We start from the raw sequence: 18430 nt of genomic DNA, 5'->3' as shown, positions 1-18430 counted from the left end.
TTCCTTCAGGCGCCGTGATGTCCCCTTGTCCGGTGCCATCCTTCCAGTCCCAGCAGCAGAAGGAGCAGCACGAGCACCAAGCCGGACAGCAGCGCAAAAAAACGAAGCGCCGAAGCACCGTCGTAACCATCGAGCAGCCAGCCGGTTATTTTGGGAAAAACGGCACCGCCCAGGCCGCCGCTGGCGACCAGAAGGCTGGTCGTGCGGCCGGTCATGCCGGGTAATCGTTCGTTGACGTAAATAAGCGCCACCGCAAACACGCCTGCCATCAACAGACCGATCGCGACGATGACCGCCAGCAGCCACCCGGCTGACAGCGGCAATACGAGCAGCGCAAACAGGAAAAGCGATCCGCCGGTTGTAAGAAGCAGATACCGCTTGTACCCGCTGAGCCGGGTCATCCGTCCGATCAGCAGACGCCCGATTACCATCGCGCACCAGTATAAGCCAAGCACGGACGATGCCTGCGATTCTCCAAAATCTGCCTCAAGCTTCAAAATGGAGGGTAAATAATTGGAGAAGCTGATTTCCAATCCGATATATACAAGAAAAAAGGTCATGCCGAGCAGCAGCAATACGAAGTCCGCAGCCCGGTAACGGGGCTTCTCCCGCATGCGGCCGGCCGAGGAGGACGGTCCTGCGGGCACAGCGCCGGCTCTCTCTGCCGGCTCCCGGCTCCGGTAGAAATGGTATCCGATCTGCTCGTCGGCCCTGCCGAACGAAAGCGTCAGCCAGAGCAGCAGGGTGATTCCGGACAGCGCTGTCAAAACCGGGAACGACATTTGCCAAATGCCCTGCCCGATCAGCCAGGCGGCAATAACCGGCATCGTAAGCGCGCCGAGGCCAAAGAACGTTTCCAGCCAGCCAATATAAGTGGCTCTCTTGTTCGCGAAGACGTCCAAGACAAGCGCGCCCACGACCGCTTCCGTGAGCCCGAAGCCGAACCCGGCCAGCGGGGCGAAGATCAGAATAAAGTGCCATGGAAGTAGCATGCTGTATACCGCTTCCGTCGCCGTCAGGCAGCCCATGGCAAGCACCATACCGCCGCGGCGGCCGAGCCATCCGGTAATCCAGGGCGCCAGCAGCACGCCGATCAGAAAGCCGAAGAACTGGTTCATGATCCACTGGCCGCCCGCTTTATAATCGATTTCATACATACTGATTAAGGGTTCCAACACCGCGCCCGCCACGATATGGGCGAGTCCGATCACGAAATACGACAGACAACCGAGCCTTATCAATTTGCGCATCGTAACTCCTTCACCGGCTAAAAGGATTCTTTTGGTTCAAGCGCGTAACAAAGTTTCCCAGAGCGCCTTGCCTTCAACCATCATATCATGCCGAAGGTTGAAGTGGTATAATTACGGGGGCCCCATCGTGACCATTTCGCGAACACAACGGAGGAGATCTGATGCCGCAATTCACTGCCCGCCCGCAAAATGACTGGAAAGTCGTCCCGATGACGGAGCGCCACGGCGAAGAAATATGCGGATGGCGCTATGAACCGCCCTACGATTTGTACGGCTGGGATTCTTGGAAAACGATATGCAGGCTCGAAATCGAATTCGGAGATCCCGAACTGCGGAGCCGGCAGTATGCGTCCGTCACCGATGACCGGGGAGAATTAAAGGGGTTTGCGCAGTTTTTTCCAATGGAGGGGGTCATTCGTCTTGGTCTCGGCATGCGCCCGGACCTGTGCGGCCGCGGCTTTGGCCCGTATTTCGTTTCCATCATCGTACAAGAAGCGGCGCGCAGAGCACCCGATGCCGAGATTGACCTGGAAGTGCTCAGCTGGAACCGGAGAGCGGTCCGCGCTTATGAAAAGGCCGGCTTCCGTCTAACCGATACGTATTCCAAACGTACCCCGAGCGGACCCGCACAATTCCACTGCATGGTGTTCGAGCCGGATACGCCGCTTTGAAGCTTACAGGAACGATACACGTCCCAATCCGTCATAACAAAGGCTTCCCGTATGCGGAAAGCCTTTTTATTTTCATTCAAACGTATCGGGTTTGAGCTCACCTTAGTGAACGCCGCTTAAATCAATCGGACGATGCGCACTTCTTTCCCGTCGACCGAAACTTCGATCACATGAAACTTGGAGTTATAGGCAACGGCCCCTTCCCCCACTTTAATGACCGGATCCTGCCCCAGTCCGTAAAACACGTCGTCAGCCAGCGCCTCCATCACTTGACGGCGGTCGCTTTCCTCCAGCGCTCTCCACTCCTCTTCGCTCATCTCAAAGAAAGAGTAGCTTCCGTCGATGGCGCTGACCGCTTCAGTCAAATCTTGCAAAATCTCAGCATATTCACGCGCATGCTTAACTCCCATATCGATTGTCCCACCCTTTCTTGTTCCGCCAGCTTATACTTCTATTTTACACGACTTCAGCTGCTTTTAATGCCGCCCCGACTAATTTTCACCCAAATTTCTCTAAACGGATGGCTCTCTCTTGTCGATATAAAAAGAGAAATGGAGCACAAGCGAAGGCTCCCTGTGCCACTAACGGCCGCGATTTATTACCAACAATTTTGGACGGGGTGTATGATGGAAAAATCCACTGTGATCGGTGTTGTACTCGGTTTGACAGCCGTAGTCGGAGGCATGATTTTGAAAGGAGCTCCTTTAAGCAGCTTTATGAATCCTGCCGCTTTCGTCATTATTATTGTCGGTACCGCAGCCGCGCTGTGTGTCGGCTTCCCTTTATCGGAACTTGCCAAATTCCCCAAACTGGTCAAGCTGATCTTTACCCAGCCGCAGCTGATCTCGCGCCAAAATCTGATCGAACTGTTCATGGAATGGGCGAGCATTACACGCCGCGAAGGACTGCTGGCATTGGAAGCGAAGGTTGAGGATATCGAAGATTCGTTTCTTCGCAACGGCATGCGGATGATTATTGACGGCAACGACCAGGAATTTGTGCGGGATGTGCTGCTTGAAGATATCGCCGCAACCGAAGAGCGGCACCGCGCCGGGGCGCTTATTTTCTCGCAGGCCGGCACGTACGCCCCTACGCTCGGGGTGCTTGGCGCTGTAGTCGGGCTCATTGCCGCACTCTCTGATATGAGCGATATGGAAAAGCTGGCGCACGCCATCGCCGGCGCATTTATGGCGACGCTGTTCGGTATTTTTACCGGCTATGTGCTGTGGCATCCGATCGCCAACAAGCTGAAGCGGATCTCCAAGCGCGAAATGGATCTGAAACTGATGATGGTGGAAGGGCTGCTCTCGATTCAGTCCGGCGTCTCTACCATCGCGATCAGCCAGAAGCTCGCCGTCTTCCTGACGCCTACGGAACGGGAGCAGATGCAGCAGAAAGAAGGGACGCTCGTTGGCCAAGAAGCATAGACACGAAGCCCATGAAGAACATACCGACGAATCGTGGCTCATTCCGTACGCCGATCTGTTAACGCTGCTGTTGGCACTGTTTATTGTACTTTATGCGGCAAGTACAACCGACGTCAAAAAGTTTCAAGAGATGAGCCAAGCGTTCAACATCGCTTTAACGGGGGGCAACGGCGTTCTCGAAAGCTACAAATCGCTTGACAGTCAAACGCCGAATTCCGCCAATCGTGACAATAAGACAGACAGCAGTGAAGCTCAATCCGATGCACGGTCACAGGATCTTACCCTGCAGCAGCTGATTCAGAAAGAGCAGGAAAATCTGGAGAAACTCAAAAAGCAGCTCGATCAATATATTAAGAAGAACGGACTTACATCCCAGCTGCAGACGAAGCTGAACCAATCGCAGCTGCTGATCACAATCAGCGACAATGCGCTCTTCTCGTCAGGCAGTGCCGTCGTCAAGCCGAATTCGCGCTCGCTCGCGGTATCGATCGCCAATATGCTGCAGCAGTATCCGGGCTATGAGATTATCGTATCGGGGCATACGGACAACGAACCGATCTCAACTCCCGAGTTCAAATCCAATTGGGATTTGAGCTCTACCCGCGCCATTCGTTTCATGGATATTATGCTGGCGAACAAAAAGCTGGATCCGAAGCTGTTCAGCGCAGTCGGCTACGGGGAGTACCGCCCCGTCGCCTCCAACGAATCGGCGATCGGCCGCTCCCAAAACCGCCGCGTCGAAGTATCCATTATTCGCAAGTATACCGACCCATCCCGAAAGCAAAACGTTTCGGCCGGCATAAGCCGGCCGTAAAGCGGGGCGGGCTTCGTCAGGGCGTATACGTAAGTTGATTGTGGACGACGCTGACGTTCCTTCATCGGTGCCACTTGGTAATGCTGCCCGTCAGGCAGAATCGGCTTGGCCGCATGTGACGCCGATTCATTGCATGCCGGTCTGGACTGCGTTTGCCATGCAATAAACGGAAAAACCGCCTAACGCTCTCCACTGCGGAAGCGTACACGGCGGTTTTTTTGCCTTGTTCGTTCGAGTTATTCTCCTCCGTTATAATCGAGCAGCCGAAACAGCTCGCCGCGCTCGTCGTCGGACAGGTCCCGCCATTTGCCGGGCGGCAGGTCGCCCAGATGAATGTTCATGATCCGGACGCGGCGCAGCCGCCGTACCCGGTATCCGAATGCGCTGCACATGCGCCGTATTTGCCGGTTTTTTCCTTCGGTAAGCACAATCCGGAATGTGCGTTCCGCGACGCGGGTCACCTTGCAGGGGAGCGTCATGCTGCCGAGCACGCGTACGCCTGTGCTCATCCCCTTTACGAAGGCGTCGGTAACCGGCCGGTCGATCGTGACGACGTATTCTTTTTCATGCTTGCCTTCCGCCCGCAATATCCGGTTGACGATATCGCCGTCATTGGTCAACAAAATGAGTCCTTCGGAATCTTTATCCAGCCGTCCTATTGGAAATATCCGCTCGCTGTGGCCGACGAAATCGACGATGTTTCCTTCCACGTGCGACTCCGTCGTACTCGTAATGCCGACCGGTTTGTTGAGCGCAATATAAACATGCCGCTTGTGTACGCCGATCCGGCGGCCGTTCACCCGCACATCATCGCCGTCCGCTACCTGGCTGCCCAGCTGTGCGGGTTGTCCGTTGATGGTCACTTGACCGCCTTCAACAAGCTTATCCGCCTCGCGCCGGGAACAATGGCCCGTCTCGCTAATCCATTTATTTATCCGCAACTTGCTTTCTCACCCCGTCATCGATCTGTTCGCCATACCTGCTTTGTCCTATTTTAACATTGTTGGCAGCTTAGCGGAAAGCCGGGCGGCGGCTCCGGTTATGAACAGATGCGGGTATTGAAGAGAGGACTATAACGACAATAATCGCTATTTATCCACATAAAAGAGGGTTGTCAGCGGTTTTACACACAACTTACCCACATTGTCCACAATTAATTCGATAATTTTGGGGATAAATATGTGTATAAAAAGTTGGTTATCCACATATTTGTGCACATCATGTTAACAACGAATGCTTGTTCGCGGCACAAAACGCCTTTTTTCGACAGCGAATAAAGTCGATAATCTATCATTCATCCTACAAGATTAGCATTTGCAACCGGGTAGCGGGATATGAAAAAATAAAAGGGACAAAGGCTGTTATTTTGAACGAAAGAGGGGGCTAAACGTCAAGTGATTCGGGAAGAAGAAGATAAAAGATGGATGGCCGAAGCGATCGGCGAGGCGGATAAAGCGGAAGCGCTAAGGGAAGTACCTATCGGCGCGGTAATCGTCAAGGACGGGCAAATTATCGGAAGAGGGTATAACTTGCGGGAAACCAGCCACGACCCTACCGCCCACGCTGAAATGATCGCGATCCGCGAAGCCAGCGAAGCGTTAGGGGCGTGGAGACTGCTTGACTGTACGCTGTATGTCACACTGGAGCCATGTCCCATGTGTGCCGGAGCCATTGTCCAGTCGCGATTGAAACGAGTGGTGTACGGAACGGTCGATCCGAAGGCCGGATGTGCCGGCACGCTGATGAACCTGCTTCAGGAGCCCCGTTTCAACCACGAAACGGAACTGACCAGCGGCGTTCTGCAGGAAGAGTGCGCATCGCTGCTCACTTCATTTTTTCGCAAGCTTCGGGGAAAGACGGTTTGAGCCGGAGGGCGAACCGCTGCTATGATCTTTGCGTTTCGGCTTTTCCGCTGCCGACAGTTCGTACCGCTGCATCAACTGCAGCTTCAAAATGAGACGGTCCGCCTCTTCGCTAATCGCGATTACATCGGGATCGGTCAGACTTCCGCGAGCTTCCGCGCAGGCGTGAAGCTTATGGCGCAGCATCTGCAGTTGCTCCAGCATCGTTGTTTTATCCATGGCTTTTGCGCTTAAGGCTTCACTCCTATCGCTTAGAGTATTTTTCTTGAAGGTTAACTATATTATACCTTTAAGACAGGATATATTTTGTTAGAAACTGTCGACAAAACCAGATAAAGTTTTGTCATAATTCGACAAAACACAGGATATTTAGGGTATTCGGAACTACTTGTGCTTCTGAGAAGTAATAAAACGCTCATTTTTTCCATTGGTATTCTGGATAAAAAATCCTGAACGGAGTTGAGAAGTATTCAACTATTGTCCCTGTGATTGTTTCTGCAAGAGAGCGGGCGAGTATTTTGAGGAAGTGCTTCGTTGTTGGAAACGCGGATATCGACGCTTGCGATGCCTGCCAGGCTGCGTATGCCAACCGCTGTGGTTGCGCCCGCAAAAGCTCCCATGTTATAATATGATTTGATGCGCGCCCGTAGCTCAGCAGGATAGAGCGACAGTTTCCTAAACTGCAGGTCGTACGTTCGAATCGTATCGGGCGCGCCATACATAGTGCCCTGAAACCCTTGCCCAGCAAGGGTTTTTATTATTGTTGTCAAATGATTATTTTCGCAGGATATCCAATCCGGAAGCGGATTGGGAACGAATTCGCGCCATTAATGGAAATTCCTCACGATATGAATCACATAATGTGAATAAACCCGAAGCATCGGGAGCATCATAATTTACGACGGTGCGAAGAGAGGTGTGGTTCCATTGGGCCAATTGGTGCAAGGACTGCAGGAGGAACTGATCTAAACACTCAGCAAGGAAGCGAGGGGTTGTGCTGCAGAGTACCTCTTAAACACACACGCCCATTACCTTCGTTCGAGCATTCGAACAACGATAAATAATCGGGGTAAGCAAGCGGTGCTCCAAGATTTCTAAGCGCAGTGAATATTGAAGCGACTCAACCATCAACCACCGTCAAGGAGAGCCCTCTGGGGCTCTCCTTTTCGTTTCATTTTCATCTTTACATTGTCCCACGGGTATGGTAATATAACTAATGCTTGCCGAAACATATCTTATTTCACGCAGTATAATCGCACATCGAGACGTGGCTCAGCTTGGTAGAGCGCTTGCTTCGGGAGCAAGAGGTCGCAGGTTCAAATCCTGTCGTCTCGACCATACGAAATCAACATCGCGGTCTTTTGGCCGCGATTTTTTTATTTGGCGAACGGCCGCCTGCCGGGGAGGGGAGAGTTACCTCCAAACAAACCAAGAACCCGTCTCTCGAATAGAGAGCACGGGCTCTTTGCATATCCGTCTATCCTTCCGGATTGAGGTGGCTGACGTGATTGCGCTGCTTGGTCTTTTTGGAACCGGACATTGGCTCTTGCGGCGGATTGGTGATTGCGTTGCGAGCCGCTGCTTTACGGTCGGAATCGGGGTTAGGCACCGGTACGTTGTTGGGCTTGTTCATGTCGTTATCCTCCTGTATGCGCTGCCCGGCCTTTCATAGGCGGGAAGATGTTTGACCTTACTTCGGAAGTCGCGCCGGTATTGGCGGTTTAGCTCCGCTGATGCTGCAAATCCGTCGGCTCGTCATGATTCAGCGCATCTTGATGCCGGGCATCATTGGTGTCCTGCTGCAGCTGCTGTGCGTGATGGCTGTTGACAGGGCTGCGCTCCAGATCCTTTACGACGTTGCTCAGATTTTTGTCGGCCGTTCCTTTAGCTTTCGTCATAACGCTCTCCTCCAAACGTTTTGCCAAGGGCAAAACGATATCGTTCGCATATGCTTGTGAAATTGGTTCAGCTTCGCTCAACCTAAGCTATACTTTCGTCAAACGGTGAAGCGCCTGCGCGCATTCATGGAGATGTCGGGTATAGTCTGCAATCAGCTGCTGGATCATATCGTTACGTTCATCGACGGTCTGATTTTCCTTTTCCACATCGATCAGTACCACCTTAACCTCGCGGCTGTCCACATACGTAATTTTAAAATCGAACGAGTACATTTGATGCCCGGCGCTGTGAATCGTAATCCGCAGCGATTTCGGGTCCGATTCATCGGATTTGACCTCTGAGCGGTCCGGGGAATTCATCGTTTCCGGCAGCGTTTGCCGCCAAGCCTCCTCGAGCTGTTGCTGATCCAAAGTCAGTTCATCCGTTTTGCTCATCCCTTACCACCTCCATTCTTTAAGATGCGGCAGGAGGCATGGTTTTATGTATCAAAAAAACGCCCGCGGCATTAGCCGCAGACGCTGTCGTTGTCGTTTATGGCGGAGAGAGTGGGATTCGAACCCACGTGGGCTTGCACCCTAACGGTTTTCAAGACCGCCCCGTTATGACCGCTTCGGTATCTCTCCATCGAGGAAAACTGATAACAAATTGAATTGTACCACAGGCATAAAATAAGAAGCAACCGCAAATACATACAAAAACCGGTTTTTTTTGGGATGAAAGTCCCCCTGTAGCATGAACGGTCCCTTTCCGCTGTCGAAAAAGGCCGTCCATGTCACCGGTGGATGAAAAAGATGCGCTCTAGCGCCGTCCGATCACTTCGAGGCCGCCCATATACGGACGAAGCACTTCCGGAACGACAACCGTTCCGTCCGCCTGCTGGTAGTTTTCGAGCACGGCGGCAACCGTCCGGCCTACCGCGAGTCCCGAGCCGTTCAGCGTGTGCACGAATTCCGGCTTGCTCTTCGGATCGCGGCGGAAACGGATGCCTGCACGGCGGGCTTGGAAGTCTTCACAGTTCGAGCAAGACGAAATTTCCCGGTATGTACCGGCGCTTGGCAGCCACACTTCCAGATCGTACGTTTTCGCCGACGTAAAGCCCATATCGCCCGTACAGAGCGCCAGAACGCGATAAGGCAATCCAAGCAGCTGGAGAACTTTCTCGGCGTTCTGCGTCATCGCTTCCAGCTCGTCATACGATTCTTCCGGCTTCGCGAGTTTCACCAGCTCAACCTTATTAAATTGGTGCTGACGGATCAGGCCGCGCGTATCGCGTCCGGCCGCACCCGCTTCGGAGCGGAAACAAGCGCTGAACGCCACAAAATGCTTCGGCAGCTCCTCGATCGACAAAATCTCTTCGCGGTGAATATTCGTAACCGAAACTTCCGCAGTCGGAATGAGATAATAGTCGGAGTTCGCGAGCTTGAACAAATCCTCTTCGAACTTCGGCAGCTGTCCCGTTCCGATCAGACTGCTGCGGTTCACGATTTGCGGCGGCAGCACTTCCTGATAGCCGTGCTTGTCGCTGTGCAGATCCATCATAAAGTTGATGAGCGCCCGCTCCAGTCTCGCACCGAGCCCTTGGTAAAATACGAAGCGCGATCCCGTTACTTTAGCCGCCCGTTCGAAGTCGAGAATGCCGAGCTCCGAAGCGATATCCCAGTGCGGCTTCGGCTCAAAATCGAAGGATGCCGGCTCGCCTGCGCGCCGGATTTCAACGTTCTCTTCTTCCGATGCGCCCACCGGCACGCTATCATGCGGAATGTTCGGGATCGACAGCAGCAGCTCATCAATAGCGGCCTCGACCTCGCGTCCTACCTCGTCGAGCTCTTTAATGCGGTCGCCTACCTCCCGCATCTCAACGATAAGCGCTTCGGCATCGCCTCCGCTCTTTTTCAAGCGGGCCACTTCCAGCGACACGCTGTTGCGGCGGTTCTTGAGCTGTTCGCTCTCCTGCAGTAGATCGCGCCGCTTTTGGTCAAGCGCGGGAAATTCGCTGATCAGTTCAAGCGGTTTGTTGCGCTTGACGAGCGCTTGCTCCACTTTATCGTAATCGTTACGTAATACTTTCAAATCCAACACAACGTTATGCCCCTCTCTGCAGGGAAAAATTAAAAAAATGATGGAGCGTAGGCGGCTTCGCCCACGCATCCATCTTGAAATAACAGATTTACTTCTGCCGTGCGACTGCCGCTTCCTTCGCCATCTCCAGAAAATAAGCGTGCAGCCGGTAATCGTCGGTCAGCTCCGGATGGAACGACGAGGCCAGCAGGTTGCCCTGCCGTGCCGTTACAATCTCATCTCTGTAAGTGGACAGCACATCCACTTCCGGTCCGACTTCGTTGATAAGCGGGGCGCGGATAAATACTGCGCGCACCGGTTCGTCAATTCCTTTGATGTCCAGATCCGTTTCAAAGCTTTCCCGCTGGCGTCCGAATGCATTGCGGGAAACGGTCATATCCATCAGGCCCAGATGGGCTTCTTCTTCGCCTTCGATCCGCTCGGCCAGCACGATCAGTCCCGCGCAGGTGCCGAAGATCGGCTTGCCCTCCCCGGAGAAGCTGCGCACCGCGTCAATAAACCCGTACTTGCGCATCAGCTTGCCGATCGTCGTGCTCTCGCCGCCGGGAATGACAAGCCCGTCGAGTTCTTCGAGCTCCTCGACTCTTTTGACCGGCGAAGCCTGCGCCCCTGCCGCTTCCAGACTGCGGATATGCTCGGATACGGCGCCCTGCAGCGCCAATACACCAATTTTCATAACCATGATGCCTCTTTCCTGACCCAGATTATCAATTGGGTTGTTTTCGATCCTGTTACCGTCTTACCAGCCGCGGTCCTGCATCCGTTCATGCGTCGCCAGCTTGGAGATTTCAATGCCTTTCATCGGCGTGCCGATATTTTTGGAAACTTCAGCGATAAGCTTATAGTCTTGGTAGTGGGTCGTCGCTTCCACGATGGCACGGGCAAATTTCTCCGGGCTGTCCGACTTGAAAATACCCGAGCCGACAAATACGCCGTCCGCTCCGAGGTGCATCATCAGCGCCGCGTCAGCAGGCGTCGCTACGCCGCCAGCAGCGAAGTTAACGACCGGAAGCTTGCCGCTCTCGTGTACGCCCAGCAGCAGGTCGTACGGTACGCCCAAGTTTTTCGCTTCGGCAAACAGCTCGTCCTTGGACAAGTTTTGCACTTTGCGGATTTGGCCTGTAATGAGGCGAATATGACGAACGGCTTCCACGATATTGCCCGTACCCGGCTCGCCCTTCGTGCGAAGCATCGAAGCGCCTTCTTGAATGCGGCGAAGCGCCTCGCCGAGATCTTTCGCACCGCAGACGAACGGTACCGTGAATTCCAATTTGTTAATATGGAACACTTCATCCGCAGGGGTGAGCACTTCACTCTCATCGATGTAGTCGACGCCCATAGATTCGAGAACTTTCGCTTCAACGTAATGTCCGATCCGGGCTTTGGCCATGACCGGAATGGAAACGACTTTCATAACCTCTTCCACAATCGTCGGATCGGCCATACGGGCTACGCCGCCCGCTGCACGAATATCCGAAGGAACCCGCTCCAGCGCCATAACAGCCGTAGCACCGGCCGCTTCCGCAATTTTAGCCTGCTCGGCGTTCATAACGTCCATGATGACGCCGCCTTTTTGCATTTCTGCCATACCTCGTTTTACGCGCGATGTTCCAGTTTCCATCCGTTGAAATCCTCCTAATATCTATGTGGTTATCCGTGATTAACCTGTCGCTAAATTTTAGCATGAGATGATGCTTTAGGACAAGGAAATACGCCAAACAATGTCAATTTCAGAACAGGTTGACAATCCCGTTGAACAAGCTGACGATAAAATCTTTAATCCCCCGGAACATCAGTCGCCACCAGCTTGCCTTGTCGACATCTTCGGCCGCGATCAGGTTGACGGTTTTATCCATCGTCGCTCCGGTTTCCGCATCTTTATACCGGTACGTGACCGTGCCAAGTTTCTGCCCCTGTTTAACGGGAGCAACCAATTCTCCGCTTGCCGGAACCTTGCTTGCGACAAGCGTCACATCCGGCGTAGCGCCCTTCTTGACCATCAGGCTCATATCGGACTCGGTAACCACCGGAACGGAAGTCGAGACACCTTTGGATAGTTTAACCGATTCCACTGTCTTTACGACAGATTTGGCCTGAACGGCCGTTTTTTTCTCGAGGCTTTGAAAAGCGTAATTATACAGTTTCGCCGTTTCCGTAAACCGGGCCCCTTTGGAACGGGTTCCCATCACGACGCTGATCAGACGGGTATCGCCCTGCTTGACCGTCCCCGTAAAACAGTAACCGGCCGCGCCGAGATAGCCTGTCTTCATGCCGTCCACGCCGTCGTAAACATAAGGCTTGAATGCCGGAATGCCTTTATTGTTCGCCAGCATCCAATCGTTATTAATCATCGGATGGGTGTCGCGCGCGCGGAATTTTTGGGAAGGAATGCTCGAGTAGTCCAGAAACTCCGGATGCTGTTGAAGAATCATTCTCGCCATCTTGGCAACGTCCGATGCCGACATCAATGTGGTGTCGAGCAGCCCCGTCGCGCTCGTAAATACCGCCGTCTTCAGTCCCATTTCTTTTGCTTTTTCATTCATTTTGGCCACAAAGCCCTGCTCGCTGCCTCCAAGAAACGAAGCCAGCGCTATGGTTGCGTCATTCGCCGAAGCGACCGCCATCGCCGTATACAGCTCTTTAACGGTATGAACGTCTCCTTGGGCCAAGTAGACTTGGGAACCGTCCGCCGGCGTGCTTGCCGCTTCCTCGCTTACCGTTACCTGCGTATCCCAAGTAATTTCTTTCTTACTAATCGCCTCAAGCACCATATATTCCGTCATCATCTTCGTCATGCTTGCCGGCGGCCGCGGTTCATCGGCATTTACGGCATACAACACCTGTCCGGTATCGGCATCGATCAGAATGGCAGCCTTTACATTTAGGCCTAGCGTATTGGAAGGATAAGTGCTATCTGCAGCCATAACGGCGGTAGATCCTAAAGACAGAACGGTCAACCAAACAACAAGAAATGCTGCGACAACCGGCTTCAACTTGACCGGGCCCAACTTCAACTCCAACACATTCTCCCCTTTTCCCCATGGTTTGTCCGTTGTATATTGTAACACAGCGGGGCCGCATAAAAAAAGACAAGCAGAAGAGAACAGCGCTTGGATCGCTTCTCCCTGCTTGTCTGATTCCGCTGCGCCCGCAGCAGTTAAAATTACAGCGAGTAGTTCGGAGCTTCTTTCGTAATTTGCACATCGTGCGGATGGCTTTCGCGCAAGCCGGCGCCCGTGATCCGGATAAACGATGTATCGTTTTTCAATTCCTCAATGTTCGCCGTTCCGCAATATCCCATGCCGGCACGCAGCCCGCCGATCAGCTGATGAACGGTATCCGCCAGCGGCCCTTTGTAAGGCAGGCGGCCTTCGATGCCTTCGGGAACGAGCTTATTCTCGTTTTCCTGGAAGTAACGGTCTTTGCTTCCTTCCTTCATCGCACCGAGAGAGCCCATCCCGCGGTATACTTTAAAGCGGCGTCCCTGATAAATTTCAGATTCGCCGGGACTTTCTTCCGTTCCCGCAAACAGGCTGCCGATCATAATGGCGCTTGCACCTGCCGCGATCGCTTTCGTAATGTCGCCGGAATACTTGATTCCTCCGTCGGCGATGACGGGAACGTTGTGCTTGCGGGCTTCCGTTGCGCAATCGTAAATGGCCGTGATCTGCGGCACGCCGATACCGGCAATGACGCGGGTCGTACAAATCGATCCGGGACCGATGCCGACCTTGACAACCGAAGCTCCGGCCTCAATCAAGTCGCGCGTCGCTTCCGCCGTTGCCACGTTGCCCGCCACAATCGTAAGGTCCGGATAGGCGGCACGCAGCTTACGCACCGTCTCGAGAATATTAATATGATGACCGTGAGCCGAATCGACCACGATGACGTCCACACCCGCTTCGACGAGCGCAGCCGCGCGCTCCATCGTGTCTTTCGCCACGCCGACCGCTGCGCCGCACAGTAGACGTCCATGCTTGTCCTTCGCGGCGTTCGGGAACTGGATCGCTTTTTCAATATCTTTAATGGTGATCAGGCCTTTGAGCGTCTTGTTCTCGTCCACCAGAGGAAGCTTCTCGATCTTGTGCTTTTGCAGCAGCACTTCGGCTTCTTCAAGCGTCGTTCCGACCGGCGCCGTCACCAGCTCCTCATGGGTCATCACTTCGCTGATTTTAATGGAGTAATCATGCACGAAACGCAGATCCCGGTTCGTAATGATGCCGACAAGCTTCTGCTGGTCATCCACAATCGGCACACCGGAGATCCGGTATTTGCCCATCAGCTCTTCCGCATCATAGACGTGATGGTTAGGCGTCAGCGAAAAAGGATTCGTAATAACACCGCTTTCCGAACGTTTCACGCGGTCCACTTCTTCCGCCTGTTGCGCGATTGACATATTTTTATGAACAATACCGATTCCGCCTTCACGGGCCAGCGCAATGGCCAAGGCGGCTTCCGTAACGGTATCCATTCCGGCGCTAATTAAAGGAATGTTCAATTTGACATTGGCGCTTAATTGGGTACCGATATGCACTTCACGCGGAAGCACTTCAGAGCGGCGGGGGACCAGTAGCACGTCATCAAACGTTAGTCCTTCTTTAGCGAATTTGGTTTCCCACACGAGTTAGTTCCTCCTCAAAATGTTAGCTATCCGAATATATTATTGCCATATTAGCAGAGGGGTTAGGGGCTGTCAAGATTAGGCGGACGGGCCGAAAGCGCGCCGTTTGGACCATTTTCCCATCGCTTATCTTCCATCAGCGGATATACGCACCTCGGATTCCAAAGCAAGTACTCCTCGACGCCGGCATCATGAGCCGCCTTGATTTGCAGCAGCACTTCCCTCCTGCCATAGACTAAATGAGGGTGTATCCATGTCGCCGTGAAGCTTTGCAGCCAAGGCCGGATTCCGGCCGGTTGTCCCCGGTTGCAGCCTAATTGCCGGTTGCGCCCCACTGCATCCGTCATGGCGCTGCGTATCGTGGCATACGGCGACAGGTCCGGGTTTGGGATGCCGTATACCCCTTGCGAATAATGCGACGGATACGTCATCGGAGATATGTAATCGGCCTGGCAAGCGACTTCTTTCCACGTTTGACCGATACCCATATCGTTCTCCGCGGACGTGACGAGCCCAAATACGTCGACCGACAGCTTTGTGCCTTGCTGATGCAGACGCGACTTTGCAAGATGAAGAAAATTTCGGATCGCACCGGCTTTGGAACTAAAGCCTGAATATCCGTAGTCGATACTTGCCTCGGCCTCGGGAGTGTTCGCCGGAAACCGGACATAATCGAATTGAATCTCATCAAAACCGTGCTTTGCCGCTTCCGCAGCTACCGCAATGTTGTAATCCAATACTTCCTTGCGAAAAGGGTTGACCCACGCTTTCCCTTTATTGTCCCTCCATATGCCGCCCGACTTGCGATGCAGCGCCCATTGCGGCTGCCGCTGGGCGAGCAGCGGGTCCTTGAACACAACCACCCTGCCGATTGTATAGATATGATTGCGGTGCAATCGCGCAAGCAGCGGCTTTAGGTATCGGATCGGCGGCCGCCGATCTGCTCCGAGTTGATTAACCTTATTTAGACGGGACGGGTAGGTCAGTTCGCCATACTCGTTCTTGACGTCGATCACCATCGCGTTCAATTCGGTTTGCTCCGTTAAGCGGATTAATCTTTCCATCGCTCTGCCGCTCCCTGCTGTCCATCCGGATACATAGATCCCTTTTACGGCTGCAGGTGCTTTTGTTCCCGATTGCCGAGCCGAAGAGTTGGGCCCGGACGTGTTGGCAGCTGCGGCCGCCTTTTCGGGCTGGCGCTTATTAAGCGCCGATGCGGAAGGCTTGTCGTCTAAGCTTGCCGGTCCCGTATAACTGTAAGCCATTCCTAGAACCAACACGGTGCTGATCGTACTTTTCAGGGTCCAATAACGTCCTCCCGCTTTCCGCATCCTTTCCACCCCATTACTTCTTGATGGAGGTAGTATGAGCGAAAAAAGGGCCCGGTTTGTAAAGCATATACGACCAAAATTACCGAATTGTACCGTTGTCGGGCAATAAAAAACAACAAAAAACCCGCTGCGAATGCAGCGGGTTCCTCGTGCTTGGCGACGTCCTACTCTCCCAGGACCCTGCGGTCCAAGTACCATCGGCGCTGGAAGGCTTAACGGTCGTGTTCGGGATGGGTACGCGTGGTTCCCTTCCGCCATCGCCACCAAACGGGTTCCTCTTCGGAACGTTAAGGTTTTACACCCTGAAAACTAGATGCGAAAGATTGCTTGTGTTTCCTTAGCTGAATCATACGCCTTGCGGTTTTCCTCACTCGGAAAACCCATTAGGATAAGCCCTCGACCGATTAGTATTCGTCAGCTGCACACGTTGCCGCGCTTCCACCTCGAACCTATCAACCTGGTCGTCTTCCAGGGGTCTTACATACTGGGAAATCTCATCTTGAGGGGGGCTTCACGCTTAGATGCTTTCAGCGCTTATCCCGTCCGTACTTGGCTACCCAGCGGTGCTCCTGGCGGAACAACTGGTACACCAGCGGTACGTCCATCCCGGTCCTCTCGTACTAAGGACAGCTCCTCTCAAATTTCCTACGCCCACGACAGATAGGGACCGAACTGTCTCACGACGTTCTGAACCCAGCTCGCGTACCGCTTTAATGGGCGAACAGCCCAACCCTTGGGACCTACTTCAGCCCCAGGATGCGATGAGCCGACATCGAGGTGCCAAACCTCCCCGTCGATGTGGACTCTTGGGGGAGATAAGCCTGTTATCCCCAGGGTAGCTTTTATCCGTTGAGCGATGGCCCTTCCATTCGGTACCACCGGATCACTAAGCCCGACTTTCGTCCCTGCTCGACTTGTAGGTCTCGCAGTCAAGCTCCCTTATGCCTTTGCACTCTGCGAATGATTTCCAACCATTCTGAGGGAACCTTGGGGCGCCTCCGTTACATTTTAGGAGGCGACCGCCCCAGTCAAACTGCCCGCCTGACACGGTCCCCCTACCGGTTTCACGGTAGCGGGTTAGAACTCAAGTACGATCAGGGTGGTATCCCAACGGCGCCTCCACCGAAGCTGGCGCTCCGGCTTCTAAGGCTCCCACCTATCCTGTACAGATCGTACCCAAGTCCAATATCAAGCTGCAGTAAAGCTCCATGGGGTCTTTCCGTCTTGTCGCGGGTAACCTGCATCTTCACAGGTATTAAAATTTCACCGGATCTCTCGTTGAGACAGCGCCCAAGTCGTTACGCCATTCGTGCGGGTCAGAATTTACCTGACAAGGAATTTCGCTACCTTAGGACCGTTATAGTTACGGCCGCCGTTTACTGGGGCTTCGGTTCACAGCTTCGGATTGCTCCTAACCGCTCCCCTTAACCTTCCAGCACCGGGCAGGCGTCAGCCCGTATACTTCGCCTTACGGCTTCGCACAGACCTGTGTTTTTGCTAAACAGTCGCTTGGGCCTTTTCACTGCGGCCCCCTCGGGCTATTCACCCTACCGAGGCACCCCTTCTCCCGAAGTTACGGGGTCATTTTGCCGAGTTCCTTAACGAGAGTTACTCCGCGCGCCTTAGCATGCTCTGCTCGCCTACCTGTGTCGGTTTGCGGTACGGGCACCTTCTCCTGGCTAGAGGCTTTTCTCGGCAGCCGGAGCACATGACCTTCGGTACTGTAATTTTCCCTCCCCATCACAGCCCAGCCTTAACGGTTGACGGATTTACCTATCAACCAGCCTCACTGCTTGGACGAGCTATTCCATCAGCTCGCGTCACTACCCTTCTGCGTCACCCCATCGCTCATAGCGGATTACGGTGGTACAGGAATATCAACCTGTTGTCCTTCGACTACGCCTTTCGGCCTCGCCTTAGGTCCCGACTTACCCTGAGAGGACGAGCCTTCCTCAGGAACCCTTAGGCTTTCGGCGGATGGGATTCTCACCCATCTTTTCGTTACTCATACCGGCATTCTCACTTGAATGCAGTCCACCAGTCCTTCCGGTCTGACTTCAACCCGCATTCAACGCTCCCCTACCCAAGTACCTAAAAGGTACATGCCATAGCTTCGGTGGTGTGTTTAGCCCCGTTACATTTTCGGCGCAGAGTCACTCGACCAGTGAGCTATTACGCACTCTTTCAATGGTGGCTGCTTCTAAGCCAACATCCTGGTTGTCTGGGCAACTCCACATCCTTTCCCACTTAACACACACTTGGGGACCTTAGCTGATGATCTGGGCTGTTTCCCTCTTGACGATGGATCTTAGCACTCACCGTCTGACTCCCGGTCTTACGTCTATGGCATTCGGAGTTTGACTGGACTTGGTAACCCTTGGCGGGCCCCGCACCCAATCAGTGCTCTACCTCCACGACGCATACAACCGAGGCTAGCCCTAAAGCTATTTCGGGGAGAACCAGCTATCTCCGGGTT

At 53.7% G+C, this 18430-nt stretch carries 17 protein-coding genes, 3 tRNA genes and 2 rRNA genes (1 of these 22 running past the window's edge); 6 read left to right on the top strand and 16 right to left on the bottom strand.

Features of this window, described 5'->3' with window-relative positions:
* Window positions 1-5: 5 nt before the first annotated feature.
* Window positions 6-1250 (bottom strand): MFS transporter, encoded by a 1245-nt coding sequence (locus VN24_RS10785; protein ID WP_045670413.1) that lies wholly within the window; start codon window positions 1248-1250, stop codon window positions 6-8.
* A 161-nt stretch (window positions 1251-1411) separates the two neighbouring features.
* On the opposite strand from VN24_RS10785, the gene VN24_RS10780 reads away from it, so the two are divergent.
* Complete coding sequence (locus VN24_RS10780; RefSeq protein WP_045670412.1) at window positions 1412-1921, top strand: GNAT family N-acetyltransferase; 510 nt, start codon at window positions 1412-1414, stop codon at window positions 1919-1921.
* 116 nt (window positions 1922-2037) lie between these two features.
* Here VN24_RS10780 and VN24_RS10775 read toward each other — a convergent pair whose 3' ends face one another.
* Window positions 2038-2331, bottom strand: coding sequence for a hypothetical protein (locus VN24_RS10775; protein ID WP_045670411.1), 294 nt, complete (start codon window positions 2329-2331; stop codon window positions 2038-2040).
* Window positions 2332-2547: 216 nt separating this feature from the next.
* On the opposite strand from VN24_RS10775, the gene motA reads away from it, so the two are divergent.
* Both motA and motB read left to right on the top strand, forming a co-directional pair.
* Window positions 2548-3348, top strand: a complete 801-nt coding sequence (motA, locus tag VN24_RS10770) for a flagellar motor stator protein MotA (RefSeq protein ID WP_045673185.1) — start codon at window positions 2548-2550, stop codon at window positions 3346-3348.
* Complete coding sequence (gene motB, locus VN24_RS10765; RefSeq protein ID WP_045670410.1) at window positions 3332-4162, top strand: flagellar motor protein MotB; 831 nt, start codon at window positions 3332-3334, stop codon at window positions 4160-4162. The genes motA and motB overlap by 17 nt, the downstream gene beginning before the upstream one ends.
* 236 nt (window positions 4163-4398) lie before the next feature.
* Here the strand turns inward: motB and rluF are convergent, their stop codons facing one another.
* Window positions 4399-5103, bottom strand: coding sequence for a 23S rRNA pseudouridine(2604) synthase RluF (gene rluF / locus VN24_RS10760; RefSeq protein ID WP_045670409.1), 705 nt, complete (start codon window positions 5101-5103; stop codon window positions 4399-4401).
* A gap of 453 nt (window positions 5104-5556) precedes the next feature.
* Here rluF and tadA point away from each other — a divergent pair, with 453 nt between their 5' ends.
* Entirely contained in the window at window positions 5557-6027 is a 471-nt protein-coding gene (tadA, locus tag VN24_RS10755) for a tRNA adenosine(34) deaminase TadA (RefSeq protein ID WP_082083714.1), read from the top strand.
* Here tadA and VN24_RS10750 read toward each other — a convergent pair.
* Window positions 5992-6228: an aspartyl-phosphate phosphatase Spo0E family protein gene (locus VN24_RS10750; protein ID WP_238590883.1), complete on the bottom strand. Its 237-nt coding sequence runs from the start codon at window positions 6226-6228 to the stop codon at window positions 5992-5994. The genes tadA and VN24_RS10750 overlap by 36 nt on opposite strands.
* Window positions 6229-6664: 436 nt before the next feature.
* Here VN24_RS10750 and VN24_RS10745 point away from each other — a divergent pair.
* Window positions 6665-6741 (top strand) — tRNA-Arg (locus VN24_RS10745).
* 544 nt (window positions 6742-7285) lie between these two features.
* Window positions 7286-7362 (top strand) — tRNA-Pro (locus VN24_RS10740).
* 139 nt (window positions 7363-7501) lie between these two features.
* On the opposite strand, the gene VN24_RS10735 is transcribed toward VN24_RS10740, so the two are convergent.
* The 12 genes from VN24_RS10735 to VN24_RS10685 all read right to left on the bottom strand — a co-directional run.
* Entirely contained in the window at window positions 7502-7657 is a 156-nt protein-coding gene (locus tag VN24_RS10735) for a small acid-soluble spore protein P (protein WP_045670408.1), read from the bottom strand.
* Window positions 7658-7745: 88 nt separating this feature from the next.
* The gene (locus tag VN24_RS27825) at window positions 7746-7922 is read right to left on the bottom strand and encodes a hypothetical protein (RefSeq protein WP_169751045.1); all 177 of its coding nucleotides are present in this window, start codon (window positions 7920-7922) and stop codon (window positions 7746-7748) included.
* 87 nt (window positions 7923-8009) lie between these two features.
* A complete protein-coding gene (locus VN24_RS10730; RefSeq protein WP_045670407.1) occupies window positions 8010-8357 on the bottom strand; it encodes a hypothetical protein in 348 nt (115 codons plus the stop codon).
* 100 nt (window positions 8358-8457) lie between these two features.
* A tRNA-Ser gene (locus VN24_RS10725) sits at window positions 8458-8546 on the bottom strand.
* 175 nt (window positions 8547-8721) lie between these two features.
* Window positions 8722-10002: a serine--tRNA ligase gene (gene serS, locus VN24_RS10720; RefSeq protein ID WP_045670406.1), complete on the bottom strand. Its 1281-nt coding sequence runs from the start codon at window positions 10000-10002 to the stop codon at window positions 8722-8724.
* A gap of 88 nt (window positions 10003-10090) precedes the next feature.
* Window positions 10091-10678: a pyridoxal 5'-phosphate synthase glutaminase subunit PdxT gene (gene pdxT / locus VN24_RS10715; protein ID WP_045670405.1), complete on the bottom strand. Its 588-nt coding sequence runs from the start codon at window positions 10676-10678 to the stop codon at window positions 10091-10093.
* Window positions 10679-10741: 63 nt separating this feature from the next.
* Entirely contained in the window at window positions 10742-11623 is an 882-nt protein-coding gene (gene pdxS, locus VN24_RS10710) for a pyridoxal 5'-phosphate synthase lyase subunit PdxS (protein WP_045670404.1), read from the bottom strand.
* A 109-nt stretch (window positions 11624-11732) separates the two neighbouring features.
* Window positions 11733-13025, bottom strand: coding sequence for a D-alanyl-D-alanine carboxypeptidase family protein (locus VN24_RS10705; RefSeq protein ID WP_420798613.1), 1293 nt, complete (start codon window positions 13023-13025; stop codon window positions 11733-11735).
* Between the two features lie 140 nt (window positions 13026-13165).
* On the bottom strand, window positions 13166-14623 hold the full coding sequence (gene guaB, locus VN24_RS10700) for an IMP dehydrogenase (protein ID WP_045670403.1): 1458 nt from the start codon (window positions 14621-14623) through the stop codon (window positions 13166-13168).
* A gap of 62 nt (window positions 14624-14685) precedes the next feature.
* On the bottom strand, window positions 14686-15954 hold the full coding sequence (locus VN24_RS10695) for a putative glycoside hydrolase (RefSeq protein ID WP_052702891.1): 1269 nt from the start codon (window positions 15952-15954) through the stop codon (window positions 14686-14688).
* 151 nt (window positions 15955-16105) lie between these two features.
* Window positions 16106-16222: ribosomal RNA gene (rrf, locus tag VN24_RS10690) — 5S ribosomal RNA — on the bottom strand.
* Between the two features lie 116 nt (window positions 16223-16338).
* Window positions 16339-18430, bottom strand: a 23S ribosomal RNA gene (locus VN24_RS10685) (it continues 840 nt past the right edge of the window).

The sequence above is a fragment of the Paenibacillus beijingensis genome, assembly GCF_000961095.1.
In the GTDB taxonomy this organism is placed as follows: domain Bacteria; phylum Bacillota; class Bacilli; order Paenibacillales; family Paenibacillaceae; genus Paenibacillus_O; species Paenibacillus_O beijingensis.
Note: the sequence above shows the minus strand (reverse complement) of the source record. Positions and strands in the feature narration are given on the sequence as shown.

Excerpts from the sequence above, each read along its gene's own strand:
- pdxS (WP_045670404.1), bottom strand. The coding sequence starts at position 11,623 with ATGGAAACTGGAACATCGCGCGTAAAACGAGGTATGGCAGAAATGCAA.
- VN24_RS10750 (WP_238590883.1), bottom strand. The coding sequence starts at position 6,228 with ATGCTGGAGCAACTGCAGATGCTGCGCCATAAGCTTCACGCCTGCGCG.
- VN24_RS27825 (WP_169751045.1), bottom strand. The coding sequence starts at position 7,922 with ATGACGAAAGCTAAAGGAACGGCCGACAAAAATCTGAGCAACGTCGTA.
- VN24_RS10735 (WP_045670408.1), bottom strand. The coding sequence starts at position 7,657 with ATGAACAAGCCCAACAACGTACCGGTGCCTAACCCCGATTCCGACCGT.
- VN24_RS10775 (WP_045670411.1), bottom strand. The coding sequence starts at position 2,331 with ATGGGAGTTAAGCATGCGCGTGAATATGCTGAGATTTTGCAAGATTTG.
- motA (WP_045673185.1), top strand. The coding sequence starts at position 2,548 with ATGGAAAAATCCACTGTGATCGGTGTTGTACTCGGTTTGACAGCCGTA.
- VN24_RS10785 (WP_045670413.1), bottom strand. The coding sequence starts at position 1,250 with ATGCGCAAATTGATAAGGCTCGGTTGTCTGTCGTATTTCGTGATCGGA.
- VN24_RS10730 (WP_045670407.1), bottom strand. The coding sequence starts at position 8,357 with ATGAGCAAAACGGATGAACTGACTTTGGATCAGCAACAGCTCGAGGAG.
- VN24_RS10780 (WP_045670412.1), top strand. The coding sequence starts at position 1,412 with ATGCCGCAATTCACTGCCCGCCCGCAAAATGACTGGAAAGTCGTCCCG.
- VN24_RS10695 (WP_052702891.1), bottom strand. The coding sequence starts at position 15,954 with ATGCGGAAAGCGGGAGGACGTTATTGGACCCTGAAAAGTACGATCAGC.
- pdxT (WP_045670405.1), bottom strand. The coding sequence starts at position 10,678 with ATGAAAATTGGTGTATTGGCGCTGCAGGGCGCCGTATCCGAGCATATC.